The organism is Nocardia tenerifensis NBRC 101015 (assembly GCF_000308715.1).
GTDB lineage: Bacteria > Actinomycetota > Actinomycetes > Mycobacteriales > Mycobacteriaceae > Nocardia > Nocardia tenerifensis.
The window spans coordinates 60,344-86,943 of record NZ_BAGH01000010.1; the positions used below are offsets into that span (position 1 = coordinate 60,344).

General features: G+C 68.6%; 22 protein-coding genes, 1 tRNA gene and 1 other RNA gene. 11 read left to right on the forward strand and 13 right to left on the reverse strand.

The annotated features are described in order from the left end of the window. Positions 1 to 13 precede the first annotated feature (13 nt). The gene (locus tag ON39_RS01160) at positions 14 to 2,248 is read right to left on the reverse strand and encodes a hypothetical protein (RefSeq protein WP_040729664.1); all 2,235 of its coding nucleotides are present in this window, start codon (positions 2,246 to 2,248) and stop codon (positions 14 to 16) included. A 631-nt stretch (positions 2,249 to 2,879) separates the two neighbouring features. Between ON39_RS01160 and ON39_RS01165 the strand changes: the two genes are divergently transcribed. The 3 genes from ON39_RS01165 (at position 2,880) to ON39_RS01175 (ending at position 4,834) form a co-directional block, all read left to right on the forward strand. After that, positions 2,880 to 3,863: an adenosine deaminase gene (locus tag ON39_RS01165; protein ID WP_040729667.1), complete on the forward strand. Its 984-nt coding sequence runs from the start codon at positions 2,880 to 2,882 to the stop codon at positions 3,861 to 3,863. Between the two features lie 163 nt (positions 3,864 to 4,026). Next, positions 4,027 to 4,452, forward strand: coding sequence for a hypothetical protein (locus ON39_RS01170; RefSeq protein ID WP_040729670.1), 426 nt, complete (start codon positions 4,027 to 4,029; stop codon positions 4,450 to 4,452). After that, a complete protein-coding gene (locus tag ON39_RS01175; protein WP_040729672.1) occupies positions 4,439 to 4,834 on the forward strand; it encodes a hypothetical protein in 396 nt (131 codons plus the stop codon). The genes ON39_RS01170 and ON39_RS01175 overlap by 14 nt, the downstream gene beginning before the upstream one ends. Here ON39_RS01175 and ON39_RS01180 read toward each other — a convergent pair. Then, a complete protein-coding gene (locus tag ON39_RS01180; RefSeq protein ID WP_040729674.1) occupies positions 4,831 to 5,796 on the reverse strand; it encodes a GlxA family transcriptional regulator in 966 nt (321 codons plus the stop codon). The genes ON39_RS01175 and ON39_RS01180 overlap by 4 nt on opposite strands. A gap of 70 nt (positions 5,797 to 5,866) precedes the next feature. Between ON39_RS01180 and ON39_RS01185 the strand changes: the two genes are divergently transcribed. Then, positions 5,867 to 7,159, forward strand: coding sequence for an MFS transporter (locus ON39_RS01185; protein WP_051186159.1), 1,293 nt, complete (start codon positions 5,867 to 5,869; stop codon positions 7,157 to 7,159). 298 nt (positions 7,160 to 7,457) lie between these two features. Here ON39_RS01185 and ON39_RS01190 read toward each other — a convergent pair whose 3' ends face one another. The 3 genes from ON39_RS01190 to ON39_RS01200 form a co-directional block, all read right to left on the reverse strand. Beyond that, complete coding sequence (locus ON39_RS01190; protein ID WP_306307536.1) at positions 7,458 to 8,582, reverse strand: helix-turn-helix domain-containing protein; 1,125 nt, start codon at positions 8,580 to 8,582, stop codon at positions 7,458 to 7,460. Further along, positions 8,551 to 9,264 carry a hypothetical protein gene (locus ON39_RS49580; RefSeq protein ID WP_040729676.1) on the reverse strand — a complete coding sequence of 238 codons (714 nt, stop codon included), beginning with the start codon at positions 9,262 to 9,264 and terminating at the stop codon, positions 8,551 to 8,553. The genes ON39_RS01190 and ON39_RS49580 overlap by 32 nt, the downstream gene beginning before the upstream one ends. A 242-nt stretch (positions 9,265 to 9,506) precedes the next feature. Further along, positions 9,507 to 9,594: transfer RNA gene (locus ON39_RS01200), tRNA-Ser, on the reverse strand. 138 nt (positions 9,595 to 9,732) lie between these two features. Between ON39_RS01200 and ffs the strand changes: the two genes are divergently transcribed. Further along, an RNA gene (gene ffs, locus ON39_RS46685) (signal recognition particle sRNA small type) lies at positions 9,733 to 9,827 on the forward strand. A gap of 181 nt (positions 9,828 to 10,008) precedes the next feature. After that, the gene (locus tag ON39_RS01205; protein ID WP_040729679.1) at positions 10,009 to 11,298 is read left to right on the forward strand and encodes an aspartate aminotransferase type Ic; all 1,290 of its coding nucleotides are present in this window, start codon (positions 10,009 to 10,011) and stop codon (positions 11,296 to 11,298) included. A 43-nt stretch (positions 11,299 to 11,341) separates the two neighbouring features. Here the strand turns inward: ON39_RS01205 and ON39_RS01210 are convergent, their stop codons facing one another. After that, positions 11,342 to 12,148, reverse strand: a complete 807-nt coding sequence (locus tag ON39_RS01210; RefSeq protein ID WP_040729681.1) for a methyltransferase domain-containing protein — start codon at positions 12,146 to 12,148, stop codon at positions 11,342 to 11,344. 270 nt (positions 12,149 to 12,418) lie between these two features. Between ON39_RS01210 and ON39_RS01215 the strand changes: the two genes are divergently transcribed. Both ON39_RS01215 and ON39_RS01220 read left to right on the forward strand, forming a co-directional pair. Continuing rightward, positions 12,419 to 12,994 carry an HhH-GPD-type base excision DNA repair protein gene (locus tag ON39_RS01215; protein WP_040729768.1) on the forward strand — a complete coding sequence of 192 codons (576 nt, stop codon included), beginning with the start codon at positions 12,419 to 12,421 and terminating at the stop codon, positions 12,992 to 12,994. A 112-nt stretch (positions 12,995 to 13,106) separates the two neighbouring features. Beyond that, positions 13,107 to 13,457, forward strand: coding sequence for a hypothetical protein (locus ON39_RS01220; RefSeq protein WP_040729682.1), 351 nt, complete (start codon positions 13,107 to 13,109; stop codon positions 13,455 to 13,457). Between the two features lie 34 nt (positions 13,458 to 13,491). Here the strand turns inward: ON39_RS01220 and ON39_RS01225 are convergent, their stop codons facing one another. Beyond that, a complete protein-coding gene (locus ON39_RS01225; RefSeq protein WP_040729684.1) occupies positions 13,492 to 14,409 on the reverse strand; it encodes a neutral zinc metallopeptidase in 918 nt (305 codons plus the stop codon). A 430-nt stretch (positions 14,410 to 14,839) separates the two neighbouring features. Here ON39_RS01225 and ON39_RS01230 point away from each other — a divergent pair, with 430 nt between their 5' ends. Continuing rightward, positions 14,840 to 16,495: a DUF2207 family protein gene (locus ON39_RS01230; RefSeq protein ID WP_040729687.1), complete on the forward strand. Its 1,656-nt coding sequence runs from the start codon at positions 14,840 to 14,842 to the stop codon at positions 16,493 to 16,495. Positions 16,496 to 16,639: 144 nt separating this feature from the next. Here the strand turns inward: ON39_RS01230 and ON39_RS01235 are convergent, their stop codons facing one another. Continuing rightward, positions 16,640 to 17,002, reverse strand: coding sequence for a MerR family transcriptional regulator (locus ON39_RS01235; RefSeq protein ID WP_040729690.1), 363 nt, complete (start codon positions 17,000 to 17,002; stop codon positions 16,640 to 16,642). Positions 17,003 to 17,068: 66 nt separating this feature from the next. Between ON39_RS01235 and ON39_RS01240 the strand changes: the two genes are divergently transcribed. Then, positions 17,069 to 17,836 carry an amidohydrolase family protein gene (locus ON39_RS01240; RefSeq protein WP_040729692.1) on the forward strand — a complete coding sequence of 256 codons (768 nt, stop codon included), beginning with the start codon at positions 17,069 to 17,071 and terminating at the stop codon, positions 17,834 to 17,836. A 3-nt stretch (positions 17,837 to 17,839) separates the two neighbouring features. Here the strand turns inward: ON39_RS01240 and ON39_RS01245 are convergent, their stop codons facing one another. The 5 genes from ON39_RS01245 to ON39_RS01265 form a co-directional block, all read right to left on the reverse strand. Further along, positions 17,840 to 19,129, reverse strand: a complete 1,290-nt coding sequence (locus tag ON39_RS01245; protein ID WP_040729695.1) for an ROK family transcriptional regulator — start codon at positions 19,127 to 19,129, stop codon at positions 17,840 to 17,842. 363 nt (positions 19,130 to 19,492) lie between these two features. After that, entirely contained in the window at positions 19,493 to 20,197 is a 705-nt protein-coding gene (locus tag ON39_RS01250) for a DUF8020 domain-containing protein (RefSeq protein WP_040729697.1), read from the reverse strand. A gap of 194 nt (positions 20,198 to 20,391) precedes the next feature. Beyond that, positions 20,392 to 22,674: an MMPL family transporter gene (locus tag ON39_RS01255; protein WP_040729700.1), complete on the reverse strand. Its 2,283-nt coding sequence runs from the start codon at positions 22,672 to 22,674 to the stop codon at positions 20,392 to 20,394. Positions 22,675 to 22,762: 88 nt separating this feature from the next. After that, positions 22,763 to 24,064 carry an ammonium transporter gene (locus ON39_RS01260; protein WP_040729702.1) on the reverse strand — a complete coding sequence of 434 codons (1,302 nt, stop codon included), beginning with the start codon at positions 24,062 to 24,064 and terminating at the stop codon, positions 22,763 to 22,765. Positions 24,065 to 24,269: 205 nt separating this feature from the next. Further along, positions 24,270 to 25,094 (reverse strand): hypothetical protein, encoded by an 825-nt coding sequence (locus tag ON39_RS01265; RefSeq protein ID WP_040729705.1) that lies wholly within the window; start codon positions 25,092 to 25,094, stop codon positions 24,270 to 24,272. A 458-nt stretch (positions 25,095 to 25,552) separates the two neighbouring features. On the opposite strand from ON39_RS01265, the gene ON39_RS01270 reads away from it, so the two are divergent. After that, on the forward strand, positions 25,553 to 26,600 hold a 1,048-nt coding region (locus tag ON39_RS01270; RefSeq protein ID WP_040729769.1), incomplete at its 3' end, for a DNA polymerase III subunit gamma and tau.

A 26,600-nucleotide genomic window follows, 5' to 3' on the forward strand; every position in this document is an offset into this window, starting at 1 on the left:
GTCCCGCAAGCCATTACGCGCCTCGGGCTGGCGGGATCGATCGGCTCTGCTCGACCGAGTCGGCGACGTCTTTCGCGGGAGATACCCCGGTGGCCGAAGCAGTCAACGGCGAGTGCGGGGCCGGATCCCGCTCCGCAGTGCCCGCGCCCCCGGGTGCCTGGGCCGTCGCGGTCTGCGGTGCGGGAACACGCGGGAACCGGGAGGGCGCGGCCGACGAGTTGCCCGCAGCGGGCGATGCGGTCTCCGGCTGGCCGACCGCACCATTGCCGACCGCGTCGGCGTTCGGCACCCCCGGCCCGTACGCCCGCGGGAAGCGCGAGGACGCGCGCTCGACGGGAACGGCGGCGCCGAACACCGCGACGGGCGAGGCCTCTCGCCGCGGCGGCACGGACACGGTCTCGTCCGACCGGGCGCTCCCGGAAACCTGGGCCGCCGCCTCGAACCACTCCGGCCGCGGCGTTTCGATGTGCACCGCGACCTTCCGGTGGTCGGTCGAGGGCGGCCGGCGATCGTCGCCGAGCAGTGCGGAGAGCCGTTCGGCCAGGGGCGGAGCGTATTTGCGCGCCGGCGACAACAGCGCCGTCGCGGCGATCGGATGGTTGACCACGCTGCGGATGATCGGCTCCGCGCCCGCCGCCGTCTGCGTGACCAGCTTCTCGAAGATTCGCAGCCGGCGCAGATCCTCGTTGACGGAGATGAGGGTGTCGGCCAGGGCCTCGATCGTGACGTGGTTGGCCAGCGCCTCCAGCAGCACCGGGAACTGCGGGTGGTCGAGCCACTGCATGGCGTGGAAGAGCAGCGTGCCGCTTTCGGGATGGCTCTTGAGAATCGCCCCGGTGAGCTGGCTGCCCGAGGTCATGTTCAGCATGGTGTCGGCCAGGTTCTGCACCGGCCAATACCGCTCCGGCACACCGGGTGTGCCCGCACGGGTCTCCCAATCGACCAGGGCGCGCGCCAGCAGCGTCGCGGTCTCGTTGAAGCGGGCGGAGGTCATCCGCCCGAGGATCGAGCCGAAGTCGGGCACCGCCTCCACCAGGTGACCCGCCGCCAAACCCTCGGCGCAGAGGATCTCCTCCTCGGTCAGCGCCGTGATCAGCCGCGATGGGGTCGCGGCGGCCAAGAAGCCGCGGAGGTCGGTGAAGCCTGCGCTGGGGCCGTGCGTGTTCGGGAGCCTGCTGGTGTGGCTGAGCAGCAGCAGGATCGTCGCGCGCAGCTCGGTCGAGAGCGCGTTGTCGAAACCGCGCAGCAGGGCTTTGCCCTCGATCGTCCGCGCGGCCCGCAGGAGCTGAACGACGCAGAGGACCATCTGCTCGCGATGGGACTTGGCCATCGATGAGAGCAGCATATTGACCAGTTGCGGTCCGTCCGCGTCGATCTCGATGAGTCCGCTGAGAATGCTCTCCCGCGTGCCGCGCGAGTCGTAGATCTTCGCCACGACCTCCCGGCTCGCCTGCCCGCTGTCGCCACGCCGGATCACCGCGGCTATTCGCCGCCCGAACAGGAGCTCCGGATCGGTGTCCAGGATGCTGTGCTCCGGTTCCGGGGGGTCGGGCTTCTCGCGCCAGGGGACCGCGGCGATCCGCTCGGCCACCTCCTCGTCGAGGTTTCGGATCGCCTCGTACAGTTCCGCGCCGAGCTGGTCGCCCTCGCGTTCGCAGACCGCGTCCAGCAGGGCGGCGACCGCACCCGGCAGCCGGCGACCCACCTCGACCAGGGCCGCGGGGAGCAGCGAGTCACCCGGACCGCTAACCTCGTGCAGTTGCTCGGCGGCGTCGGCCTCCTTTCCGTCACACAGCAGCGTCAGCAGCCAAGCCGTCTTGTCCGTCAGGCTGCCCTGTCCGATAGCCGAGGTGGATTGTCCGGTCGAATCGGGGGCCGGGGGAACTAGTGGATCGCGCTGCGGGAGTTTGCCTCCCGGGATGTCCGCCTGCGCTCGTTCGCGCAGCGGGAGAAATATTTCGAGGAGATCCTCGACGCGGCGACCGAGTTTGTCCGCCGCGGTGGCGATGATCGCGTCGAAGAATTCTCGCGAGGGTCCGCCGGGGGTCTCGCCCATCTGGCGGGCGCGCTGTTTGTCCGTCAGATCCAATCCGTCGGTCAGCTCGACAACCCGCTTGTGGGTCAGGCCCGCGTCGGTCAGCAGCTTGTTGAGCTCGGCATTGAGTTCTCGCGTTGTCGCGGGTAGATCGGCGGGGAATTGCTCCGGATCGGTCCGCAGGGGCCGACCGACGCGCTGGTGCTCCCCCATGCAGTCCTCCAGGCCGTGGAGTTGTCCCTCATCAGTCTCGTGCCGGGCAATTGTAGAGCCGGGCCGGGGACAATGTTCTCCCACTGGACGTCTCGAATATGCCTGAAACGGGGGAACTTCGGGGAGTAGACAGGAAATTTGTCCCCGCTCTTGAATAGCGGTACGGCTGCCGGCGCGGCAGTCGCCGGGGGTGGGACCCGCATCGGAACTTGGAAGGCGACGGTGCGGGCCCACCTCGGTCAGGCCGACTCAGAGAGGGCCCACCACTATGGTCTCCCATGACACCCGTGATCCGGAAGCCGGTAAGGCCGAATTGTCACCCAGCCCGGGCGACGGACAGACGCCTCGGCCGACGCAGAGTGATCGGCCTCGGGGTGCCGACCGGCGGCACGGCGATCGAAAAGCCTTTCTGCTCAGCGTGGCCGGGTCGGCGCTCGGGCGACTGCTCGCGGATGCCGTTCGCGCGGTCGCGAAGCGGATCTCGGAGGCGGTTGATCTGATCCCGTAACTATCGCCGATTCGATACCGGACGGCCCTGATCGGCTTCGTGCTGATCGGGGCCTTCCTGTGTTCAGCGCCTTTCCGGTTCGCGCAGGACGGCGCGTACACGCGACACGGCTAGGATCACCGGATGTCCGTACCGAAAGCCGAGTTGCATCTGCACATCGAGGGAACGCTGGAACCCGAGCTCGCCTTCGCGCTGGCCGAGCGCAACGGCGCTGAGTTGCCGTTCGCGTCGGTACAAGAGCTGCACGATGCCTACCGGTTCGAGGATCTGCAATCGTTCCTTGACCTGTACTACCGGCTCACCGACGTGCTGCGGACCGAGCGCGACTTCACCGAGCTGGCCGAGGCGTATCTCGTGCGCGCCAGCGCGGCCGGGGTGCGGCACGCCGAGATCTTCTTCGATCCGCAGGCGCACACGTCTCGCGGCGTGCCGTTCGCGACCGTCATCGACGGTCTGTGGGCGGCGCTGCGCGACAGCGAGCGACGGTATGGCATCTCGACCAAGCTCATTCTGTGCTTCTTGCGGGACCTCTCCGCCGAGTCCGCCCTAGAGACGCTGAGTGCCGCCGAGCCTTACCTGGATCGCATCGTCGCGGTCGGCCTCGACTCGGCCGAGGTCGGGCATCCGCCCGCCAAGTTCGCCGCCGTGTACCGACGGGCCCGCGAGCTGGGGCTGCGGGCCGTGGCGCACGCCGGGGAGGAGGGGCCGGCGTCGTACGTGGCCGAGGCGCTGGACGTGCTCGGCGTCGAGCGCATCGACCACGGGATCCGGGTGCTGGAGGATCCGGCCCTGGTCGAGCGGCTGGTGCGGGAGCGGATTCCGTTGACCGTGTGCCCGTTCTCCAATGTGCGGCTGCGGGTGATCGACAAACTGACCGACCATCCGCTGCGGCTAATGCTCGAACTCGGCTTGGTCGCCACGGTGAACTCCGATGATCCCGCCTATTTCGGTGGGTATGTGCAGGAGAATCTCGACGGGGTCCGGGATGCGTTGGGGCTGAGCGACGAGCACTTGCGTACGTTGGCACGTAATTCGTTCGAGGCCTCGTTCATCGATGAGCGCACTCGTGCGCGCTACCTCGGTGAGGTCGAGGCTTACCGGTTCTGAACCGGCGCTCGTAAGCGAAAGCCTCGCAAGGGCATTCGCGCGTATTTCGGCCCCCCGGCGATTGCGTTCCGTCGAAATTCGCGGTGACTACGTGTAGCGGCGTACGCGCCGATCCGCTGCGCGACGGATGTGCCGGACATACCGTTTCGCCGACAGTGTGTCTATGACCACAACGGCAGGCAGACGGCGGCTCTTCACTCTCGCGACGTGCGCGGCTCTCGTGCTCGCCGCCATCGGTGACGCCGGTCCGGAGATCATCGAATCCCGCAGTCTCCTTGCGGGTTACGACGGCCCCGGGCCGTTGATCTACCTCGCCTTCGCCGCCGTGGTCGCGGTGATCCGGTGGCGCTACATCCCCTTGGCGGCGGTGGTGATGTCGCTCTTCTTCCTGGCCGGCGGATTCGCCGACGCCGATTTCTCCGGTCGCCTCGTCACGCCGTCGCAGACGGTCGAGTTCCTCGCCGCGTGGCTCCAGACGCTGAGCTTCGTCGCGGCGACCTTCTTCGGAATCGCCGCCGTGTGGTGGCGAACGCCCGCCTCCGTGAGTGCGCGGAACGCTACGAAAGGCATTGACAATGAACAGAATTAGCCTGACGACATTGCCCGGTAATACGAAACTGTCCCTTTACGGATTGGGTGTCGGAATACTCGGACTGGTGATCCAATGGATCGCCGACCCGGACAAGTTTCCCGGTTTCCCGCCCGGCATCCTCGTGATCGCGGTCTTCGGGCTCCTGGTGGTTCTCGGTGCCCGCTGGTTCTGGACCCCGCTCCTCGCCACCCTCGTCGCCGTCTTCATCATGATCGGCGGCCTACTCGGCGGCGACCTCCTCGACAACCTCCGCTCGGGCGACCTCGGAACCATCGCGGGCAATATCGTCCTGTACATAGGACTGGTCATCGCGGCCATCGCCGGTGTCCTCGCGACGGTCGACGCTCGTCGCGCGACCTCTCGAACGGACCGCTGCTAACCTCGGGCACCCTCGCGCGTCGCACCGCTGAACGCGCGGCGGTAGGCGTCGGGGGTGGTGTCGAGCCGCTGACGGAAGTGCCGCCGCAGCGCGACCGCGGTGCCGAACCCGACCTCCCGGGCGACGGTGTCGATGCCGAGATCGGTCTGCTCCAGCAGCTGCTGGGCCTTCCGTACCCGCTGATCCTGCAGCCATTTCAAGGGATTCGTGCCGACCCGGGAGCGGAAGTGGCGATTCAGGGTGCGCACGCCCAGATTGGCCTGCCGCGCGAGTTGCTCGACGGTGATCGGCTCGTCCAGGTGCCGCAGCGCCCAGTCCATGGCCGGCGCCAGCTCGTCGTAGGACTGTTTGGGCACCGCCGGCTCGATGTACTGCGCCTGGCCGCCCGCCCGGTGCGGCGCGGTGACCAGCCTGCGGGCCACCTCGTTGGCGACCGTCGCGCCCCAGTCCCGCCGGACCACGTGCAGGCAGAGATCGATCCCCGCCGCCTTGCCCGCCGAGGTGAGCACCCGGTCCTCGTCGACGTAGAGCACATTCGCGTCGACCGTGACCCGCGGATACCGCCGCGCCAGGGTCGCGGTGTGCAGCCAGTGCGTTGTCGCCCGCCGCCCGTCGAGCAGGCCCGCCTCCGCCAGGACGAAGGCGCCGGTGCAGATCGACAGCACCCGCGCGCCGCGGTCGTAGGCGGCGCGCACCGCGTCGACCAGATCGCGCGGCGGACGCATGTCCGCGTCGTGGCAGGCCGGGACGACGACGGTGTCGGCGGTGACCAGCTCGTCGTAGCCGAACTCCGTTGCCGCGCGGAACCATTGGTCGACCCGGACGTTCGGCGGACCGCACACGCGGAACTCGTACCAGCCCGCCTCGGTGATGTCCGAGCGGTCGGCGCCGAAGATCGTGCACGGCGCGCCCAGCTCGAACAGCGGCACGGTGTCGGACAGGGCCAGCGCCACTACGCTCATGACCGAAAGTATACTAACCATGTCGGATCGGACACTCGTCTCCGGGTCGCGCGGCGCCGATGGTGGATGAATGACTCTCACCGACCTCCGTTCCGCGGCCGCGGTGCCGACCACCGCATGGTTGCGCCCCGGGCTGGCCCTGGCCGCGCTCGGCTGGGGCGCAAACCAATTCGCGCCGCTGATCGTGCTGTATCAGCAACGCTTCGGCCTGTCGCAGGCCGTGGTCAACGCGATCTTCGGGCTGTACGCGCTCGGTTTGATTCCGGCGCTGCTCATCGGCGGCAGGGTGTCCGACCGCATCGGTCGCCGCCCCGTCGTGCTGGCCGCGCTCGGACTGTCCGCCCTCGCCACCGTGCTGTTGATGATCGGCAGCATCGAGACCGTGTGGCTGGCGCCCGGCCGCACGCTGTCCGGTGTGGCGAGCGGACTCGCGTTCGGCACCGGAGCGGCCTGGTTGAAGGAACTGTCGGCCGAATCCGGTGGGGCGTCGGCCGGTCCCCGCCGCGCGACCGTCACGATGACGATCGGTTTCGGCGCCGGACCGCTCGTCGCCGGCGTCTGCGCCCAGTGGCTGCCGAACCCCGCCGTCACCGCCTATGTGCCCCACCTGTTTCTGCTGTGCGTCGCGACGGTCGCCCTGCTCCGAGCGCCCGACCCGGCGCGCGTCGCCACCGGCCCCCTCGACCGTGCCGACCAGGACACCGCCGTACTCGGCCAACACCTGCGCACCGTCCTCTTGCCTTTCGCCCCATGGGTTTTCGGCACCGCCGCACTCGCCCTCGCCTACCTGCCCGCGCTCGTCGCGCGCACCCACGCCGAGTACGGCGTGCTGTTCGGCGCCGTCGCCACCGCCCTCACCGCCCTCACCGGCGTGCTGGCTCAACCCCTCGCACAACGGATCAACAGACCCGGCCGTACCCGCCCGCTCACCGTCGCCATGCTCCCCGTCCTCAGCGGAATCGCCTGTGCCGCATGGGCAGCCGTCGCCGCGACCCCACTCCTCGTACTGCTCGCCTGCGCCCTGCTCGGCGTCGCCTACGGTGTCACCCAATTCACCGGACTAGTTGAGGTCCAACGCGTAGCACCCGCCCACCGTCTCGGCACCGCCACCGCCGCCTACCAGGTCCTCAGCTACCTGGGCTTCGCCCTCCCCTACCTACTGTCCCTAGCCCAAACCCAACTCCACGCCACCCCCACCACCCTGCTCCTAGCCGTCCTCGGTCTCGCCGCAGCCCTGACAGCATGGTTGACCCTCACCTACCGCCGCGCCGCCGCCACAGCGGCCCGAAACGCCCGCAACGCCGACCCCCGCCGCCCCTCCCTCGCCCCCGAAGACGACTCGGGCGCGGTCTGCACTTCGTGACACGATCGCGAACGCGGCCGCGTCGGCCAAGGCTTCCCCGGCACCCCGAGCACGTCACGCTCGTAAACGACATACCAATGCTCCCGCTCGGACATCCTGCCTCCTCGGTCTCGAGTCACCGATCGATCTGCTTTCGTACTCTTCGATGACTTCGACGTTGAACGTGATCAACCCGAGAAGCAACCACCACCGGCACTTTTGCGCGCACAGCGTGCTGTATGAGGCATTCGAAGCCATGCCTTGGATGTGCCGGGCAGGTGCCACATTTGTGCACCACATACCTGCGCGGCTGGAATGTCTAGACGGCGTGCAAGCGTCGGCCGGTGGGGTGTTGTCGGTTGGTGTCGCTGGTGACCTCTGTGGTCTGGGCGGTCCGAAGCTCGGTTCCGAAGGTCAGGGCGTGCACATCGCTCAGCGGTAGGTTCAGTTCTGTGGCGATCAATCTGGCGTTTACTTTGGCTGATTTCGATCGACTGAGTACCTGCGGGAACACCCGCGACATCTCATAATTCGACATACCGCCCGGCTCCGTATTGCGGAAGCCCCGCGCGGACAGTTCAATGCACATCTGCCGATATGCCCAGTCGGACAGCCTCCCCGCTTTGTGTGCCGCGAAAGCCAAGGCCATCGCCGACACCTTGAATTGCCCTCGGGCGGTCAATACGTCCTGTACCAATGGGTTGGGCGGAAGGTACTCGATCATGCTGGCGGCGGGCATCAGGAACTCCGAGGCGAAGGCGTCTGCCTCGCGTTCCAGCGACGGCGTCTCGCAGGATTCGCCGCCATGTAGCACGAGGTGACCTATCTCGTGAGCGAGGTCGAATCGGATACGCTCGGGCGTTTTGCGGCGAGCGAGAAACACATAGGGTACGTCGCCGCGCCAAATCGAATACGCGTCAACCGCATCCGCGAACGGAGGCAGGCTGTAAACCCGCACTCCGCGCGACTCGCAGAGTTGGACGAGGTTGGGTAGGGGCTTCGTACCGAGCCCCCACACCGCTCGCAACAGACGCGCGGCGACTACAGCGGTATCACCGGCGAACGACGGGAGATCGATCGATGGCAGCGTGAACCGGGCAGAGATCCACTGGTCGATCTCGACCCCGGAAACGCCCGCTGCGACGGCGGCGTCACGTTCCCGAGCGCTGGCGCGGCGAGCCGCTCGGAACCGCACCTCGGATGCGTCGAGTACTGGAGCCCCGCCGCGTCCGAAGTACGCGGCGGGGAAATCCAAAGCTTCACCGAGTTTGTGGGCGGCCCGCGTCGGCGCTTGCCCTGACTCGTATTTGGTAATCGTCCGGGGAGTAACCGAGAGCTGGTGCGCTAATTCGATTTTGGTCATTCCCCGGCGCATGCGAGCTATCTGAATCCGCTCGGGGACGAGGAAGGCCCTACCCGACTTCAGTGACTCGGAAGTCGACATCTTCGCCTCCGACGTCGATCGGTCGCCTGGTGACGCCTTCCGGTTTCCAGGAGTCAAGGATGACCCGCACCTTCCATCCGGTGAACTGTCCCGCATTGCGATCGAAGCCTAGCGGCAAGGATACTTCGCGCCGAACAAGGTCCTCGGCTCGGTGGTAGACCAAGAACCAATTGCCCGGCGGTGGCTCGACGTCGTGGGCGGTGGCTATACCGCGAAGCTTTTCGACAGTGATCAGGGGCTCGATGCCGTTGACCGCCTCGGCGGTGGCGGGGCCTCTTCGTCGAGCCGCCATGGGGCCGGACGGATGATCGATCACTCCGGTGGGCTCTGTGCCGCAGACGGTGGACAGCGTGTACCGGCGGTCGATTCGCTTCGATATGGGCCGGTTCTGGGGGTCGTCGCCGATCCATTCGGCGGTGTCAGCGAGTGCTTCACGCAGGGTCCCGACGATGTGGATCCATCGGGTGAGTCCTGCGGCGGTGACGGGGTGGTGGCGGGTGATGTTCCCGGCCGTCACCTCGCCGGCATTGAGGGCCAGATCGATGATGGGAATCGCGATACCCATCTTGCCCAGGTAGTCGGCCGCATCCTCGGGCTTGACGATGACGGGTGTGTGGAGAGGGCTCGATTGCGTCACTGCGAGTCCGTTCTTGGTTGGAATGTTCCTCAAATCCGTGCGCAAAACCAGAACATATAATGGTCAGAAGGTATCAGATCGAAGTGGTCGACGGAACCCGAATACGGTGCGGCGCGGGGATTCTCGGTGAGTGAGGCGGATCGACACGCCTCATGCGCGGGAACGAGCGGCTGCCCCGGAATGCGCCGCGCAACCGCGTTGCGGCAGTCAAGAATGTTCGCAAGGGGGATGAGATGTAAAGGAAACGCCCCTGACCAGCTGTAAGGCTTGATCAGGGGCGTTTGCCGTGGCGGAGGATAGGGGATTTGAACCCCTGAGGGCGTTAACCCAACCCGCGTTCCAGGCGAGCGCCATAGGCCACTAGGCGAATCCTCCGTGGAGCAGCATACCGGTAGGGGAAGGGTGGATGCCAAACGGGTGGGGGTGGGCGGGGAAAGTCCCAGTTCGGCTGGGTTTGCGAGGGGATGGGGTACCCGGGGGCGGGGGAGGTGCGGGAGAGCGGCTACACTGGCCCACGGATCCCGCGCGGCGCGCATCCTGTGAACTCCCCCAGGGCCGGAAGGCAGCAAGGGTCAACGGGCTCTGCCGGGTGCGCGGGGTCCCCTAATCTTCGGGGAGCGCACGGGCCGGAGCCCGGGCCGCGAATATCGCCTCCAAATCCGAGCAACGCACGAGTAACGTGAACTATGGTCCGCCGAGGCACGACGCGTACGGCTGGCCGAACGTCCGGCCGCCGCACATCGGTCCGGCCACAACCCACGTCCCCGCTGCTTCGAAAGGCTGCCCAGGATGCCCCGGCAAACGCAGATCGGTTTGATGAGCCATGAGGAACTCGTGTCCGAGCACGATACTCAGCACGAGAACTACGCGAAGCTCAAGACCGAGAAGCTCACGCTGGACCTGACGAGGGGAAAACCCTCCCCGGAACAACTCGATCTGTCCCTCGACCTGCTCTCCCTGCCCGGCGACGGCGACTACCGCGACGGCACCGGCACCGACTGCCGCAACTACGGCGGCCAGCACGGACTTCCTGAGCTGCGCGCGATCTTCGGCGAGCTGCTCGGCATCCCGGTGGACAACCTGCTCGCCGGCAACAACGCCAGCCTCGAGCTGATGCACGATGTGCTCGCGTTCGCGATGTTGTACGGCACCAACGACTCCGAGCGCCGGTGGGCGTCGGAGGAGAAGCTGAAGTTCCTGTGCCCGGCCCCCGGCTACGACCGGCACTTCTCGATCACCGAGGTGCTCGGCTTCGAGATGATCCCGATCCCGATGCACCACGACGGCCCGGACGCGCACGCCGTCGCGGAGCTGGTCGCGAACGACCCGCAGATCAAGGGCATGTGGGTGGTGCCGAACTACGCCAACCCGACCGGCGTCAACTACTCCGAAGATGTTGTGCGGGAACTGGTTTCGATGCCAACGGCCGCGCCGGACTTCCGCCTGATCTGGGACAACGCCTACGCCGTCCACCCGCTGACCGACACCACCGCTCCGGTGTACGACGTGCTCGGCCTCGCCGCCGCGGCCGGAAACCCCAACCGCCCCTTGGTTTTCGCGTCCACCTCGAAGATCACCTTCGCCGGCGCGGGCGTGAGCTTCCTCGGTGGCTCCACCGCGAACCTCGACTGGTACCTCGGGCACGCAGGCAAGAAGAGCATCGGCCCGGACAAAATCAACCAGCTGCGCCACCTGCGCTTCTTCAAGGACGCCGACGGCGTGCGCGCGCACATGCAGAAGCACCGCGCCATCCTGGAGCCGAAATTCGCTCTGGTGCTGCGGATTCTGGAGGACCGGCTGGGCGCGTCGAAGATCGCGTCCTGGACCGAGCCGAAGGGCGGCTACTTCATCAGCCTGGACGTCCTGGAGGGTACCGCGGGGCGGGTGATCGCGCTGGCGAAGGACGCGGGCATCGCGCTCACCGCCGCCGGTTCGGCGTTCCCCTACCGGAATGACCCGGAGGACAAGAACATTCGGATCGCGCCCAGCTTCCCGAAGCTGCCGGAGCTGGAGAAGGCGATGGACGGCCTGGCCACCTGTGTACTGCTGGCGGCCACCGAGAAACTGCTCGGCAAGTAGCCGAAAGCGGCGGGCGCGCACCGAGGTACGCGCCCGCCGTAGGTCAGTCCGGCTTGTGCGCCAGCACGGCGAACATGGTCACCGACAGGTGGATGTCGCCGCTGGCCGCGCCCGCCTCGATATCGTCGACCAGCCGTGCGCGCTGCTCCTCGGTGATCACGCCGCGCGCCACCGCCATCGCCGAGATGCGGGTCACCAGGGAGCCGACGCCGACGGTGCGGTCCTGCACGAGCGCGTGCGAGCCGATGTCGTCGATCACCAAGCCCGCCTTGGTCAATTGGCCGGGCAGCCTGCGGCCGGAGAAGGGGTTCGTGGTCGCGGAGATCAGCGTGTCGATCACCTCGCGGACCACCTGACGCTCGCCGGGGTGCACGATCGCCGTGCCCCAGTCGCTGTCCACCACCACGACGCGGCCGCCGGGGCGCAGCACGCGCGCGATCTCGTTGGCGGCGCGCGCGGGCGCGGTCAGATGCTGGAACACCCGCTCGCACAGCGCGGCGTCGAAACTGTTCGCGCCGAACGGCAGGCCGTAGGCGTCGCCGGAGTGGAACTTGGCCGTCGAACCGGTCTGCGCGGCACGGCGTTCCGCGGAGGCGAGCAGGTTCGGATCCGGCTCCACGCCCACCGCCGATCCCTGCGGTCCGACCGCGTCGGCGAAGGCCATCACCTCCGTGCCGGTGCCGGAGCCGATGTCGAGCGCGCGTTCGCCGGGTCGCAGCGCGAGCGCGTCGTGCGCCCAGTCCCGCAACCTGCGGATACCGGGCAGTGCGGCCTGTAGATCGCGAACGTCTACGAGTTGATCCTGGCCTGCTCGATCGAAGCGATCGGGGCGCAAAGTGTAGGTGTCCATGGGCCCGTTTCCATCCCTAGCCGTGGCCACCTCGTGGGGTGCCGATGTAGGTACTGCCGTCTGCTGAGGCATGCGCAGGAGCCTACGCGCGGCCGCACACCCCCGCACAGCAGGTCTGTGAGCCCCGTCACGAACCGCACGTTCGTGATCAACGGCGCTCGCGGGGGTCCTGCGGGGAAGGCGGGATGGTCGGGACGGCTTTACTCCGGGTTGACAAGTGAGATGATCGTGTTCGTCCGAGCAGGTTTGTCACGGTGGGAAGGAATGGCGATGAGTCGCAAGCTTTGCCTGGCGCAAGACGTCGAGGCCGACGAGCTACTGACCGAGGACCACTTCGCCACCCTGCTCGGCATGCTGCTCGACCAGCAGTACCCGATGGAGCAGGCCTTCCGCGGCCCGAAGAAGATCGCCGACCGGATGGGCGGGTTCGATATCCACCGCATCGCCGAGGCCGACCCGCAGGAATTCGAGGACCTCTGCGCCACCCCGCCCGCCATTCACCGGTACGGCCGCTCGATGGCGCGCCGCGCCCAGGAACTGGCCCGCTACATCATCGAGAACTACGACGGGAAGACCGAGAACCTGTGGAAGCAGGACAAGCCGGACGGGAAAGAGGTGCTGCGCCGACTGAAGGCCCTGCCCGGCTTCGGCGAACAGAAGGCCAAGATCTTCCTCTCGCTGCTCGGTAAGCAACGCGGGGTGCAGCCCGCGGGCTGGCGGGAGGCGGCCGGGTCCTACGGCGACGAAGGTTCGCGCCGCTCCGTGGCCGACGTGACCGACGCCGAATCCCTCGCGCAGGTAAGGGAATTCAAGAAACAGGCCAAGGCGGCGGCCAAGCAGGGGTAGCGCCGGAGCGCGAGCGGGCCGGAGGCCGGTGCAGTGGCGGGTTTCGGGCAGCGGTCGGGCGTTGTCGCGGACCGCGGTTGCCGGGATGGTGGTCTCGGAAGGGAGTGGTCTGATGAGGCGACGTCCAGCGGCGGTCGGATATCTGCGGCGCGATGTTTCCGGGGCTCGGCAACAATGGGATGAGGTGCTGATCCGGAGTCTGGCGCAGCGATTCGGTTACGACCTGGCCAAGACGGTGGTGTTCAGTGCGGAGACCGACGATCCCGTCGAGCGATTGGCGAAGGTGGCGCGGCGGCTGTCCTCGGAAGTGGTGATCGTGCCCAGCACAGCGCATTTCGGCGGCGACGTGCCCGGCGAACTGGTGCAGGTGTGCGATGTGATCACCGTGGCACCGGAGTACACGTATGCCCGCCGCCCCGATCCGCCGTACGCCGAAGACGCGCGCGGCCCTCGGCCCGCGTGAGACAGGCTCGCGCGCAACGACTGCGGACCCGCGCCTAACTCACCGATCCGGCCGGCGCGGTGAACGTATTGCATTGGGCGGCACGGTTTTTGTCCAAGCCCGTCTCGAACCACTGGCCGCCGTTCTCGGAGGTGCCGTGGTCACGCATGTCGCCGGCCTGGTCACCGCGGCCGTAGGCGTCCTTGCGGGCGAGGTTGAGCTGGGAGTTGGTCAGCGACCCGCCGCCGGACGACGAGCTGAGGTACATGCCGTCGAAGCAGTTGGCCTGCAACTCGACCCGGCGGGAGAGCTCGAGCCCGCGGGTGCTGCGCGGCCCCGCGTCGGCGCGGTCGCTGTTGGCTTTGCGCAGGATGCCGGACATAGCCTGCACGTGGTGGCCGTACTCGTGAGCGAAGACCGACAGATAGACGACCCAGTTGTCCTTGAAGAAGTCGGTCTGCAACTGGCTGATCGGCATGTAGATGGTCTTGTTCGCCGGGCAGTAAAAGGCGGCGAAGTTGCTGGTCGAGCCGGTGCACGGGGTGGTGATGCCGGTGGTGGTGGCGCTGACGTTGAGCGCGGGCGCGGTGAACGGCAGATTCGCCTTCTGCAGCACCGGTTTCCACGCCGCCTCGAGGCAGCCCGCGGCGGACTCGAAGAATTTGCGTGCGGCATCGACCTGGGTGCCCCACGGGGAGTACGCGCAGCGCGACGGGATGAGCGTCGCGTTCGGGTCGGCGAGCAGCGGATTGGCGCCGGTCTCGGCCGGGCCCGTCGCGCCGTCGGGGGCGAAGGTGAGGCTGGACGCCGGGCCGGACGCGTCGTTGTCGTGCTTGCCGGTCGAAATGGCATTGCGCACAAGGCCGCCCGCGACCAGGAAGACCACGACGACGAGCACGGCGATCCACGCGCCGCCCCCACCGGACCTGCGGCGCGGTGCGTGCGGCGGGCGTCCGGGCGGACCGTAGGGCATCGGCGGCGGCGCGCGGTGACCGGGCGGAGGACCGTAGCCGGGCGGCGAATAGTTAGGCGGCTGAGCGTATCTCGGTTGCTGACCGTAGCCGGGTTGTTGGCCGTAGCCGGGCTGCTGTCCATAGCCGGGCTGTTGACCATAGCCAGGCTGTTGACCGTGGCCGGGCTGCTGTCCATAGCCGGGCTGTTGGCCGTAACCGGGCTGCGGACCGTACCCCGGTTGCTGTCCATAGCCGGGCTGCTGCCCCTGACCGGGCTGCTGCCCGTATCCCGGCGGCGGCCCATACCCGGGCGGGGGCGGAACCGGTCGCCCACCAGGCGGAACCGGCCCATATCCGTACGGTGGTTGTGTCACGCCCCCGTACCCCCTCGTCTCAATGATCACCGACAGCCGATGACGCAGAATAGCAAGCTGTCTAAAGTAGGCAGCCATGCTGACTTTTCGGGGGGGCGCCGTAGGCGCGCTGCTGCTCGCCACCGTGGGATTGCTCGCGAGCGCCCCGATCGCGCACACCCAGCCCGCGCCGGTCACCCCCACCCAACCCGCCCCGAGCGGTGTCACCATCATCGCCGATTTGAAGCTCAGCCGCGAGGGCGTGCTCGAGGTGGTCGAGCAGGTCGACGTGCCCGCGGACGGCTCCTTCCGCATGTCGCTGCCGCTGCGGCTCAAGGTGAGCGACGACGCCGAGCGCTACTTCAAGGTCACCGACGTCGACACCAAGGGCGCCGGCACCGCGACGGTGGCGAACGACCAATTCACCATCGAGGCGAAACCGGGCGAGTCGACGTTCACCTACTCGGTGCACAACCTCGTCAACGACGCGCCCGGCAGCCAGGTGTTCAACTGGCTCGGCGTGATGGGCACCGATATCGCCTCGATCAGCGCCACTTTGATCAGCCCGAGCTTCGAAATGGGCATCGTGGACTGCAAACTCGGCGCGCCCGGCAGCACGAGGCCGTGCGCCGATGTGAAGACCGAGGTCGACGGCGTGCTGCACCTGGAGCAGACCGATCTGAAGAAGGGCGAGGCCATCGACCTCACCCTGCAACTGCCGCCGGGCAGCGTGCCGAGCAACGCGGATGTGCGCGACACCGGCGCCGCCGGGCCGTTCGCCCTGACCGCTCCGGTGCTCGTCGCCTTCGGCGTGCTGCTGCTCGCGCTGGCGGGCATGGTCGCCTTCGTGCTGCGCGCGCGTCGCCGGAACGGCGCCGCCGCAACGGGTTCCGAGACGATCGACCCGCTCGTGCGCGACGGCGAGCGGGTGCAGTTCACCTCGCCCGACGGCGTGCTACCCGGCGAGGCGGGCCTGCTGCTCGACGAGCACGTCGACCCGGTGGATATCGCCGCCACGGTCGTGGACCTGGCCGTGCGCCGCTACCTCTGGATCACCCCGATCAGCGAGACCGATTGGCGGATCACCAAGGTCAACGCCCCGGACGATCAGCTGCGCGACTACGAGAAGGCCGTCTATCAGGCGCTGCTACCCGACGGCGCCGAGGCCGCCACCGTGGCCGAGTTGCGCGCGCCGGGCCGGGTGCAGTCCGAACCCGTGCGGAGCGCGCTCGTCGCCGACGCCGTCACCCGCGGCACCTTCGCCGATCCCCGCCGGCCGGGCCTGACGCTGTGGTTGGGCGGCGCGTTGATCGTCGCGGGCATCGCCGCCACGATCGCCCTGGCGCTCACCTCGGGCCACGCGCTGGTCGGCGTCGCGATCGCGCTCGCCGGTGTCGCCACCGTGCTGCTGCCGAAGTACCTGCCCGTGCGTACCCCGCACGGCCTCGAACTGACCGGGCAGATCCGCGCGCTGCAGCGCGGCCTGGAATCGACACGGCGCGAACAGGTTCCGCCGATCGATCAGGAGACGGTCTTCTCCCGTGCCCTGCCGTTCATGGTGATCGGCGGCCGCGCCGACAACTGGATCCGCGCCTTCCGCGACCTGAACCCCTCCGCCGACTCCCAACCCGGCCTCTACTGGTTCGGCGGCTTCGAACGCGACCGCAACCTGCAACGCTTCGCGGGGCACTTCCCGTTCTTCATCACGGCGCTGGAGGGCCTGTTCGCGACCGCAGGCGACCCGCACCGGTAAGACGTTCGACTCCGCGCACGTCAAATCGCACGCCTCGCCCTCGCGGAGATCGCAGCCTGGCCGTCGTGACGGCCCGGCCGTACGCCTCCGACGTCATTCACAACAGCCGAGGTAAGCGTGACCGTATCCCGCCGCAGCATGGTCTCAGCTATGCGCACCGTGGTGCTCGGTGTGCGCGATGGCATCCCGGAGAAGCGTGCGCGCGGTAGCCAGATCCGCTGCGCGACGGTCCAATTCAGCCAACCGGTCCCGTAAAGCCGGCAAGACCCCCGGGCACGCGCGCAACGCACCGTCCGCGCGCGTACAGGGCAGCAACTGCCCGATCACCCGGGTGGGCAGACCTACCGCGAGCAGCGCACGGATCCGCGCGACCCGCTGTACGGCCTCGTCGTCGTATTCGCGGTAGCCGTTGCCGCGGCGTTCGGCCGAGAGCAGGCCCGCGCGCTCGTAATACCGCAGCAGCCGTTCGCTGACGCCGGTACGGTCCGCCAGCTCACCGATCAGCACGATTTGACCTTCCCATGGTGTCAGGGTTCAACACTCGGTGGCGCAACCCGATTCCGAGGAGGACCGTTGATCATCGACGCGCACAGCCACGTGCACGACCCGGTCGAGGACCACATCGCGCTGCTCGACGAGGCCGGTGTCGACAAGGCCGTGCTGTTCATGTCCCGGCCGCACCCCGAACGTGCCCGCGACCTCACCGCGCTGCGCGAGGAGATGGCTCTGCTGCACCGGGCGCTCGCCGGCGGTGACGCGGGCCGCGAAACAGCCTGGCGCGAACTGGATGCCGCGCTCACCGCGTACCCGGACCGTTTCCTCGGCTTCGGCTCGGTGCCGCTCGGCACACCCGACGTCGCCGAGCTCGTCGACCGCGACGTGGTCGGCCGGGGGCTGCGCGGTATCGGCGAGCTGACCCCGCCGCCGGATCGTGCGGCGCTGCTGGAGCCGGTATTACGCGCCGCCACCGACCACGACGGACTGCCCGTGGTCGTGCACGGCGCGGCGCCCACCACCGCCGACGACCTGCGCACCCTCGCCGACCTGGCGCGCCGCTATCCGAGGGTGCCACTGGTGGTGTCCCAACTCGGCGGGGCGCACTGGATAGACGCCATCGAGCTGGTGCGCGACACACCGAGTATGTTCCTCGAATTGTCCACCGCCAGTATTGTTTTCGCAGTCCGCCTAGCCATCGCCGAGATTCCCCGGCGCACGCTCTTCGGCTCCGACGCACCCTACGGCGACCCCGTCACCGCCCGGATCACCGTCGAACGCGCGACCAGCTCGGCCGAGGTGCGTGAGCTGGTGCTCGGCGGCACCGCCGAGCAGCTGCTGAGCTGATGCTCAGTCGCTCACCGTGGTCCGGCGGATGGCGGCCAGCGGGTCCGCGTACAGCACGCTCAGCGAGGTGACCACCGCCGCGAACTCCTGTACCTTGCCGCCGAATCCGCTGATCCGGATGTCCGTGGGCGGCAGGGTGGAGCCCTGGTTGAACGCGCGAGCCACATGCGTCACGGCGGGGCGGTAGCCGGTGAAGGCCTGGCCGCCGAGGATCACGCGGTCGGGGTTGAGCATGTCGCGGACCATGGCCACGGTGTGGCCGAGGATCGTCGCGCGCTCGGCGAGCAGCTCGCGGGCCGGCGCCGAGCCGGACTCGGCCGCGCGGTACAGGTCGAGGATGGTCGAGCCGGCGGTTCCGTTGTGCGCGGGGATGATTCCGCGCCCGACGGCCCGCGAGTGCAGCGAGCGATCGCCGACGGTCACCTCGAGGCAACCACGCCTGCCGCAGGTGCATTCGACATCGGAGCCGGTGGGCAGGTGCGCTATCGAGCCGGGTCCGTTGCTCGGCGTGTGCACCCGGCCATCCAAAGTGACTGCGACGCCGGCGGTTTCGCGAACGTAGAAGTACAGGCTGCTGCCGCGCTCCGGCCCGGTGACGCGCCCGTTCGCCGCGTCCCGCGCCTCGACGGTGGGCAGCAGCAACTCGGCGGCGGCCATCGCCTCGACGTGCGGCGCCACCGACACGGGCAGCTCGAGCACCTCACCGAGCACGGCGCCGATCTGCGCGCCCTGCCACTCCAGCTTGGGATGGTCGACCACGCCGGTGAGCGGATCGACCCGGCCGCCGATGGCGACGCCGGCCCAGAGCGGCCTGCGCCGATGCCACCGCTGCAGGAACGCCTTGGCGCTGCGCGCGACGGTCGTGGTGGCGAACTCCTGACCGGTCTGCGGAGTAGCGATGGCCAGGCCGCCGAGAATCCGGCCGCGCAGATCCGCCGCGACGATCTTGGTGACCGCGGCGCCGATGTGGATGCCGAGGGTCAGATACGCCTCGTGGTCGATCTCGAAGGGCACCCGCGGTCGGCCGACCGCACCCGACGCCGTCAGGTCCGGCCGCTCGCGCAGCAACCCGGCGGCAAGCAGGGCGGACACCTGGCGGTTGACCGTCGCGATGCTCAAACCCGTTGTGCGCGCGGCGTTGTCACGCGAGACCGGGCCGGCGGTCGCGGAGCGCAGGACCGCCGCCGCCGGGTTGTCGGCGATGCGCAGTTCCGGGGCGATCACCGGTCGCTGGACGCGGGCGCGGCCACCGGCGACCCGGCTGGCGGATCGTTCGAGGGTAGGTAAAGACATGGTGCGAATTCCTTGCCGAGGTCCCGCGGCTGGCGGGACGTGCCTATATGGGCGACTAGGCAGCAAACCGGCGGGTGAACCGGCTCAGCTGCGGCAAGAGGGGCAACACAATTCGCGAGTCAGCGGCAATCGCAGGCCCAGCGCGGCGGTCACATAGGTGACCCGCGGGGCGGTCGATCGGCCGGCGGACATGTAAATGAAATTAACACCGCCGACCGCGACTCACCAAGCCTCAATCCGTCGCTGTGTTGTCACACACAGTGTTTCCGCAGGTCAGGCCTTCGCGGTTGTGACGCACGAAAAGCCCCGCCCGGGCGAGAGGAGTCCGGGCGGGGCTTCGTCGCGGCAGTGGCGACCGCGAGTTTATTTCGGCGGATTGAACGGCTGATTGATCGTCGTGAAGTACTGGATCGCCGCCGCGATGGCGACGGGGGCCGTCACGAAGATCTGACCCGCGACCACACCGAGCGCGCCGATGGCGGCCGCGCCGCCGAGGCAGCCCGCGATGATGCCGCCGACGAACGGACCGAACAGGCCGACGATGGTGCCGCCGACGATCGTGCCACCCAGCGCGCCGCCGAGCACGCAGCCGACGGCCGCGCCGCCCAGGCCGCCGACGAGGGTGCCGATGGTGGCGCCCATCGAGATGGTGCTGGTGAGCCGGCTCCAAGCGGCCTGCTCACGGTCGTACTCGGTCTTCCACGGCGCCTTGTCCTCATACGGCAGCGCGACCGGCTTGTACACGGCCCGCGCGGGGTCGAGCTGCGGGGTCAGCGTCGCGGTGTGGCCCGCGATGTCCGCGGCGATCGGCAACTCGAAGTCGTCGAGGCGGAACTTCAGCGCGGTGCCCGCGACGGTGGTGCCGTCGGCGGCCTTGATCTTCAGCGCGTCGTCCTCGACCACCAGCGAGCCCGAGTCGATCGTGATGATCGACGCCGTGTCCGTCGCGTGCGCGGTGAAGTTGATCGGGTCCTCGTCGGTTTGCGGTCCGGCGGCGGAAGTGCCGGCGGCGACTCCCGTCGCCACGGTCACCAGCGCCGCGACCACGGCAAGCTTCCTCATCCTCATGTACTGCGATCCCTCATCTAGGTTTTCTGCTCGTGCAGGTGCTCTGGTCGAGGCAAGCATCGAGGAGAAAGCGCAGGATAACGAGGGAAAAACGCAGGCAGATTCCAATACCGGCGCTACAGCGGCGTCAGCTCACCGAGCGGGCCCGAGTCCGGCTTCGGGTCCCGGCCGTCGATGCTTACGTGCACCCCCGATCATCCGCGCCCGGCCGGCACGGGTGCGGCGGGTTCGGGATCGTCGTGTTCGCGCAACCCGATTCGGGCATGCAGGCGAGCCAGCGGCGCGGGCGCCCACCAATTCGCGGTGCCCATCAACTTCATCAGGGCCGGCGCGAGCATGGTGCGGATCAGCGTGGCGTCGGCGAGCACGGTCAGGGTGAGGCCGAGGCCCATCAGTTGGAGGAACGACACCTTCGAGGTGATCATCGCGCCCATCACGATGGCCATGAGAACCGCCGCGGCCGTGAAGATCCGGCCGGTCTTGGCGACGCCGACGGCGAGCGCGTGCACATTGTCCTGCGCGGTCCGCACGAGCACGCCGTCGACCACGCGGCCGGAGGCGAGCCACTCCTCGCGGATGCGCGAGAGCAGGAACACCTCGTAGTCCATCGACATGCCGAACGCGAGGCAGAACATCAGGATCGGCATGGTCGGCGTCATGTAGCCGACCGCCGTGAAGCCGAGCACGCCGGACAGGTGACCGTCCTGGAACACCCAGATCATCGCGCCGAACGCGGCGGCCAGCGAAAGTGTGTTCAGCAGAATGGCTTTCACCGGCAGCACCACGCTGCCGGTGAACAGGAACAGCACCGCGAAGGTGGCCAGCGCGATGAGCGCGATGGCCAGCGGAAGCCGCTTGGCGAGCGAGTCGAGGGCGTCCGCGTTGACCGCCGCGCCGCCGCCGAACAGCGCCTGCGCCGGGGCGGGAACGGCCCGCAGTTCGCGCAGCTGCGCCCCGCCCGCGGGAGAGAACGGGTCGACCTGGGTCGCGACGGTCAGGTATTCGCCTGTGCCGTTGGCCATTCCGGGTGGGCCGCCACCCATGCGCGCGCCCTTGACGAACACACCCGCGCTGGACAACACCGCCGAAACACCGTCCGCTCTCGACAATCCCTTGGCGTACTCGCCGATCGGGCCCGGCCCGCCGTGATACCCGTCCAGCACGACGGTGGTGTTGTTGCCCGAGTTGGCCGCGGGAAACTCGGCCCGCAGCACATCGCCGACCTGACGGCTGGCGGCGCTGGTCGGCAGCACCCGGTCGTCGGGGTAGCCGAATTTCACCGAGAGGAAAGGGGATCCGAGCGCGAGGAAGAACGCGGTGAGCACAATCGCGACCGGTACGGCATGGCCGCTCACCCAGGTGACCATCCGATACCAGCGGCTGCGCTCGGGGTTCAGGGGCGTCACAGGACCCGGCGCGGAGCGACCGAACATGCGGCGCAAGGGAACTCGGATGTCGAGGGAGTTCACCCGGTGCCCGAGCAGCACCAGCGCGGCAGGCAGGATCACGATCGCGGCGGCGGCCGCCGCGGCGACCACCGCGACTCCGGCATAGGCGAACGACCGCAGGAAGTAGATGTCGAAGATGCTCAGCACGGCCAGCGAAAGGGCAACGGTCAGTGCGGAATACAGCACCGTGCGGCCCGCCGTCTGTACCGCGCGAACGGTGGCGGGCGCCGGATCGAGGCCGTTGGCCAGTTCCTCGCGGTAGCGGCTGACGATGAACAGGCTGTAGTCGATGGCGAGCGCGAGACTCATCGCGGTGGTCATGTTCAGCGCGTAGATGGACACGTCGGTGATCTGCGTGAACATTCGCAGGATGGCCAGCGTGGTGAGAATGGCGAAGATGCCGACGGTCAGCGGCAGCGCGGCGGCGATCAGGCTGCCGAACACCAGCACCAGCACGACCAGCGACACCGGGATCGCGACGCCCTCCGCGACGGCCAGGTCGTGGGTGATCTGGGAGTTCACGTCGTGGAAGACGGCGGCGATGCCGCTCTGGCGCACCGTGACCCCGTCGGTGGTTCCGGCGAGTTGCTCGGTGAGTTCGCCCGCGGCCCGCTGGGATTGGTTGTCGTCGCCGGTCAGATAGGCGAAGACCAGCGCGTCCTTGCCGCCGGTGCTGCGCAGTGCGGACGCGACGGTCGGCGGCGCGGTCCAATACGACTGCACGCCTTTGACATCCGCGCGGGCGCGCAGCACCTCGGTCAGGTGCAGGCCGACGGCCTTGGCGGCGGGTGCGTCGACGCCCGAGGGCGAGCTGACCAGCAGCACGTAGTTCGGTGCGGCGCCGTCGAAATTGTCCGCGAGCAGCCGCGCGGCCTGTGACGACTCGGCGTCGGGCGAGGTGAATCCGGCGGATTTCAAATGGCCGGCCACCGTCGCGCCGAACAACCCGCACAGGATCGCGAGCGCGGCGGCGGTGAGCAGGATCGCCCGGGGATATCGGGTGGTGATCTGCGCGATCCGAGTCAGCACGCGCGGCTCCCTTGCTCGGCGCGGGGGACGTTGGCGGCGTTAGCGTAACGCCGTTGCACCCGTGTCGGCAGCGGGCGTTGGTGCGCGATCAGTGATTCCGGTCACCCATCGAGCCATGTCCGAGATGCCCTTCGCCGAACCGCCGCGGCGCGTGGCCGTGCACGCCCTCGGCGTAGGCGGTCTCGGCGTGCAGCGCGAAGTCGATGCCCGCCGTCTCGTCCTCCTGGCTCACCCGGAAGCCGACGGTGCGGTCGATGATCTTGCCGAGCACGAAGGTCACCGCGAACGCGTACGCCGCGACGGCGAGCACGCCCACCAGCTGCTTGCCGAGCTGCGCCAGCCCGCCGCCGAAGAACAGGCCCTCGACGCCGCCGGTCATCACGTGGGTGGCGAGCAGGCCGATGAGCACCGTGCCGACGATGCCGCCGACGAAGTGCACGCCGACCACGTCGAGCGAGTCGTCGTAGCCCGCCTTGAATTTCCAGCCGACCGCGAACGAGCACACCACGCCCGCGGTGAGCCCGACGATCAGCGCTCCGAGCGTGTTCACCGAGCCGCACGACGGCGTGATCGCGACCAGGCCGGCCACCACGCCGGACGCCGCGCCGAAGGTGGTCGGCCTGCCGTCGCGGATCTGCTCGACCGCGAGCCAGCCGAGCATGCCCAGGCAGCCCGCCACCAGGGTGTTCAAAAAGACCGCTGCGGCAACACCATTCGCGGTCAGCGCGGAACCGGCGTTGAAGCCGAACCAGCCGAACCACAGCAGGCCCGCGCCGAGCAGCACGAACGGCAGGTTGTGCGGACGCATCGCGTCGGTCTTGAACCCGATGCGCGGGCCGAGGACCAGCGCGAGCGCGAGAGCCGAAGCGCCGGAGGCGATCTCGACCACGAGGCCGCCCGCGTAGTCCAGCGCGCCGAACGAGGCCAGCCAGCCGTCCGGACCCCACACCCAGTGCGCGATCGGGGCGTAGACCGCCAGCGCCCAGATCGGCACGAAGATCATCCACGCCGCGAACTTCGCGCGGTCCGCGATCGCGCCGCTGACCAGGGCGGCCGTCAGCACCGCGAAGGTCAGCTGGAACGTGGCGAACAGCAGCTCCGGCACGGCGCCGTGCAGGGTGCCCGGGTCGATATCGGCCATGGCGAGGTGATCGAGGTTGCCGATCAGGCCGCCGCCCGCGTCGTCGCTGAAGGCCATGCTGTAGCCGAACAGCAGCCAGGCGACGGTCACCAGCGGGATGGCGATGAAGTTCATCATCAGCATGTTGAGCACGCCGGTCGAGCGCACCATCCCGCCGTAGAACAGCGCGAGCGCCGGGGTCATCAGCAGCACGAGGGCTGTGCTGACGAGCAGCCAGGCGGTGGCCGCGGGGTCAAGGCCTGTGGACACGGGAGCTCCTTCCACGCGAATGCGGCCTCGCACATACGTGGCTCGCAAGCGCTCTCTACGGCCTCGCCCATGCGTGGCTCGCAAGCGTTTTCTGCGTCGCATGGAAATTACCGAATGCTCACCGCCGGGTTTCCGCTGGTCTACGAGTTGCGGGACATATCGGACATGGGATGTTTTCGCTCGGCGGCCACCCGGCCGGCACCGTTCAGGCGCGCGCTTTGCGGGCTATCGCGCGCAGACCGCGCTTGCCGGGAACCGGCAATCCGTCCCGGATGGCCACCCATTCCGCGGTGGTCAGCCACAGCTCCTGGGCGCGGGCGTCGTGCGTGTTGTGGAAAACCCGGCGGCCGCGATCGTCACGCAGTTCCTGAGCGACGGTGGACCAGCGCGGGGCGCGATCGTGCTCGGCCAGATAGTCGGCGAGGTAGGTGGCGACCGCCGTGCCGATCGTGTTGACCGGACGCAACGAGACCCGGTTGCCGTACTGATCGGCGTGGAAACGGCGTCCGGCACAGAGCGATCCGGCGTTGGCGTTGGAGGCGATCCAGCCCGCGCGCTGGGCGCGCTCGATCAGCCAGAGGTGTTTCACCGCCGAGGGCGCGATATCACCTATGCGGGTGCGGATCAGCGTCATGACCTGGTCGGAGGAGAGCACGTCGCGGCGGGTCGGGCCGATCCCGTGCGCGGTCCAGTGGGCGTCGGCCAGGGTGGCCAGGGCGCGGCCGAAGTCGTCGATGCTGCGCTGGGCGCGGCGGCCGAGGCGCTCGATGCGCTCGGCCTCGCGGCGCATCTCGTTCTGCGTGGTCAACGTGCGGATCGCGGCCATGGTCGGCACCTGCCCGCGTTCGAGCAGCTCGAGAATGGCGGTGGAGGTGATGGGGTCCGCGGCGGCGGCGACCGGCAGTGAGTCGCGTTTGATCGCGAAGTCCTGCGGGCTGATCGCGCGGCTGAGCAGATCTACCGCGGAGCGGTCGCCGGCGAAGTCGGTGCTGGAGAGCAGCGCGGCGGCGATGTCATCAGGCGACGGCACGGCGAGAAGTTCCTCCGATATGGAAGGGGACTCGGTTGCGCTGGAACTTGGGTTGGTGCGGGAACTTTGGTTGTGCCCCGGCCGGGATGAGGGACCGGCCGGGGCAACCAACCTGATGAAGGTTTGGCTACCGAAGTTGCCGTTTGCCACGGTAGCCAGCGGATTGCATCGCTGTCATCTTCGTTGACGTTATCGTTATTTCCATAAACTGGAGGTAAAGCGGGGAGAGAGTTCATATTTTCCGGTCTACAAGGGGGAATTGGGCGGTATTTTCCCCCCGGCGGCCGGGGCGGCGTCAGCGATAGCTCGTGCGTTGCCGCCGATCTCATCGGACAGCGGCCGCTAAGAAGGTTTCGGGAATCTTGTGATCTGCGTCACAAATGTTGCCCTGCGCCCGCATGGTCGCGCCGCGCCGGGCGGGAATGTTCTTTGTCGGTCCGCGCCGGTAACCTCTGGCCGTGGCTCTGTACCGGAAGTACCGACCGGCAACGTTCGCTGAGGTAGTGGGTCAGGAGCACGTCACCGACCCGCTGAGCATCGCCCTCGACACCGGCCGGATCAGTCATGCCTACCTGTTCTCCGGCCCGCGGGGCTGCGGCAAGACGTCCTCGGCGCGCATCCTCGCGCGGTCGCTGAACTGTGTGCAGGGCCCGACCTCCACGCCGTGCGGGGAGTGCCCGTCCTGCGTCGCGCTCGGCCCGGGTGGCCCCGGCAATCTGGACGTCATCGAACTCGACGCCGCGAGTCACGGCGGCGTCGACGACACTCGCGAGCTGCGCGACCGCGCCTTCTACGCGCCCGCCGAGTCCCGCTACCGGGTGTTCATCGTCGACGAGGCGCACATGGTCACCACGGCCGGTTTCAACGCGCTGCTGAAGATCGTCGAGGAGCCGCCCGCCCACCTCATCTTCATCTTCGCCACCACCGAGCCGGACAAGGTGCTGCCGACCATCCGCTCGCGCACCCACCACTACCCGTTCCGGCTGCTGCCGCCCGCCACCATGCGCGGACTGCTCGGCAAGATCTGCGATCAAGAGCGGGTGCCCGTCGAAGAAGCGGTGTACCCCTTGGTGATTCGCGCGGGCGGCGGCTCCCCGCGAGACAGCCTGAGCGTGCTCGACCAGCTGCTGGCCGGCGCGGGGCCCGAGGGCGTCACCTACTCCAGGGCGGTCTCGCTGCTCGGCGTCACCGACGTCGCGCTGATCGACGACGCGGTGGGCGCGCTCGCCGACAACGACGGCGCGGCCCTGTTCGGCACGGTCGATCGAGTGATGGAGGCGGGGCATGATCCGCGCCGCTTCGCCGTCGACCTGCTCGAGCGGCTGCGCGACCTCATCCTGATGCGCGCGGTACCCGACGCCATCGACCGCGGCCTGGTCTCCGGGCCGGGCGACGTCCTCGAGCGCATGCGCGATCAGGCCGAACGGCTCGGCCCCGCGACCCTGGCCCGCTACGCGGAACTGCTGCACACGGCGCTCGGCGAGATGCGCGGCGCGACCTCCCCGC

Coding starts and splice junctions, on each gene's coding strand:
- ON39_RS01160 (WP_040729664.1), bottom strand. CDS start 2,248: ATGGGGGAGCACCAGCGCGTCGGTCGGCCCCTGCGGACCGATCCGGAG.
- ON39_RS01165 (WP_040729667.1), top strand. CDS start 2,880: ATGTCCGTACCGAAAGCCGAGTTGCATCTGCACATCGAGGGAACGCTG.
- ON39_RS01170 (WP_040729670.1), top strand. CDS start 4,027: ATGACCACAACGGCAGGCAGACGGCGGCTCTTCACTCTCGCGACGTGC.
- ON39_RS01175 (WP_040729672.1), top strand. CDS start 4,439: ATGAACAGAATTAGCCTGACGACATTGCCCGGTAATACGAAACTGTCC.
- ON39_RS01180 (WP_040729674.1), bottom strand. CDS start 5,796: ATGAGCGTAGTGGCGCTGGCCCTGTCCGACACCGTGCCGCTGTTCGAG.
- ON39_RS01185 (WP_051186159.1), top strand. CDS start 5,867: ATGACTCTCACCGACCTCCGTTCCGCGGCCGCGGTGCCGACCACCGCA.
- ON39_RS01190 (WP_306307536.1), bottom strand. CDS start 8,582: ATGTCGACTTCCGAGTCACTGAAGTCGGGTAGGGCCTTCCTCGTCCCC.
- ON39_RS01205 (WP_040729679.1), top strand. CDS start 10,009: ATGCCCCGGCAAACGCAGATCGGTTTGATGAGCCATGAGGAACTCGTG.
- ON39_RS01210 (WP_040729681.1), bottom strand. CDS start 12,148: ATGGACACCTACACTTTGCGCCCCGATCGCTTCGATCGAGCAGGCCAG.
- ON39_RS01215 (WP_040729768.1), top strand. CDS start 12,419: ATGAGTCGCAAGCTTTGCCTGGCGCAAGACGTCGAGGCCGACGAGCTA.
- ON39_RS01220 (WP_040729682.1), top strand. CDS start 13,107: ATGAGGCGACGTCCAGCGGCGGTCGGATATCTGCGGCGCGATGTTTCC.
- ON39_RS01225 (WP_040729684.1), bottom strand. CDS start 14,409: ATGCCCTACGGTCCGCCCGGACGCCCGCCGCACGCACCGCGCCGCAGG.
- ON39_RS01230 (WP_040729687.1), top strand. CDS start 14,840: ATGCTGACTTTTCGGGGGGGCGCCGTAGGCGCGCTGCTGCTCGCCACC.
- ON39_RS01245 (WP_040729695.1), bottom strand. CDS start 19,129: ATGTCTTTACCTACCCTCGAACGATCCGCCAGCCGGGTCGCCGGTGGC.
- ON39_RS01250 (WP_040729697.1), bottom strand. CDS start 20,197: ATGAGGATGAGGAAGCTTGCCGTGGTCGCGGCGCTGGTGACCGTGGCG.